This window comes from Streptomyces inhibens (genome assembly GCF_003389455.1).
Classification (GTDB): Bacteria; Actinomycetota; Actinomycetes; order Streptomycetales; family Streptomycetaceae; genus Streptomyces; species Streptomyces inhibens.
In genome coordinates this window covers 1-1,635 of record NZ_QUAC01000291.1, presented here as the reverse complement: position 1 = coordinate 1,635, position 1,635 = coordinate 1, and the positions used below count along the sequence as shown (strand labels likewise).

2 protein-coding genes are annotated in these 1,635 nt (G+C 67.2%); both read left to right on the top strand.

Annotation, left to right across the window (positions count from 1 at the left end; genetic code table 11):
• Positions 1–165 precede the first annotated feature (165 nt).
• The gene (locus DY245_RS32990; protein WP_128510835.1) at positions 166–606 is read left to right on the top strand and encodes a phage tail protein; all 441 of its coding nucleotides are present in this window, start codon (positions 166–168) and stop codon (positions 604–606) included.
• Between the two features lie 28 nt (positions 607–634).
• On the top strand, positions 635–1,635 hold a 1,001-nt coding region (locus DY245_RS32985; protein ID WP_147318389.1), incomplete at its 3' end, for a phage tail sheath subtilisin-like domain-containing protein.

Sequence of the window (1,635 nt, the reverse complement as noted above, 5' to 3'; positions counted from 1 at the left end):
TGAGGTGCATTGCGACATCGGGGTTGCGCCGGTGCGTCCCGCCGAGTTCGTGCACTTCTCGATCGCACAGATCGCCGGACAGGCCGGCGGCACGTAGGACGGGAAGCCAGGGCAGTCAGGGAAGCCAGGTAGGTCGGGCAAGCGGAAAGAGGGAGAACGAGAATCGTGTTGACCGGTGACACCTTCAGCAGCAGCACCTTCGCCATCGAACTCGGCAAGTTCCAGGTCGAGACCGTCCAGGAGGTCTCGGGGCTCACCCTGGAACAGGACGTCGTCGAGACCCGCCAGGTCTCGGCCACCGGCGAGCTCCTCGTACGCAAGCAGCCCGGCTCGCGCAGGACCGGGGAGATCACCATCACCCGGGGCATGGACAAGAGCACCGCTTTCACCGACTGGATCAAGGCCACGCTCGTCAACGCCGACCTCGACAGCGCCCGGCAGAACATCACCATCGCCCTCAAGGACGCCAAGAAGCAGACCGTACGCCGCATCCACCTCAGCAACGCCTGGGCCTCCCGCTGGCAGGGGCCCTCCCTCGGCGCCTCGAACTCCGCGACCGCGACGGAGCAGGTGACCATCACCTACGAGGACATGACCGTCGAATGACCCGCCCGCGTCACGAGAGGGAGCACGCATGACACCGCCCAATCCGCCCGGAGTCTTCGTCACCGAGAAGCCCAGCGGCGTCCGCACGATCACCGGCGCGAGCACATCCATCCCGGCGTTCCTCGGCTACACCAGGGTGTCCACCAAGGACGATCCCAACGCCACGCCCAAGCCGTTCACGAATGAGGAACGCAGGGTCCCCCAACTGCTCCGTGGCTGGCGCGAGTTCGCCGTCCGCTACAGCATGGAAGGGCTGGCCAAGGAGCTGACCGATGCCAAGACGCCCCAGGAGCGGAACGCCCTGGAGCGGTGCTTCACCCTGGCGGAGGCGGTCTACGGCTTCTTCGCCAACGGCGGGCAGTCGTGTTACGTCGTGGGATTCACCGACCCGACGAAGAGGGTGGCCGCCACGGCGCTCGCCGGAAGCGAGGAGGACCGCACGGGGCTCGGCGGTCTGGTGACCGAACCCAAGGTCACCATGGTCGCGGTGCCGAGTCTGTGGGAGATGACCCGGGACGTCCCCACGGTCGAACCGATTCCCGCGGTGACGGAGCAGGACGGCAAGCCCTTGATCGAGGCTGTGCTGAAGCACTGCACGGGCATGCGTAACAGGCTCGCCATTGTGGACCCGCCGTCCGGGTTGCTCCCCGACGCGGTGAAGGCCTTCGCGAACAGCCAGTTGGCCTCACCCAACTCCGATGACGCCGCCTTCACCGCGCTCTACTACCCCTGGCTCACCGTCCCCGGCGTCGAGGCACGCAAGCGGACCGTGCCACCGTGCGGCCATATGGCGGGCATCTGGGCCCGTACGGATACCGAGCGCGGTGTCTTCAAGGCCCCCGCCAACGAGGTGCCACGAGGCGTCCTGGAGATCCCGGTCCTCCTCACCGACGAGGAACAGGGCGACCTCAACGCCGCCGGCGTCAACTGCATGCGCACCTTCCCCGACCGGGGTTTGTTGGTGTGGGGTGCGCGGACGCGTTCGTCGACGCGGGACTGGCAGTACGTGAATGTGCGGCGGTTGGTGTG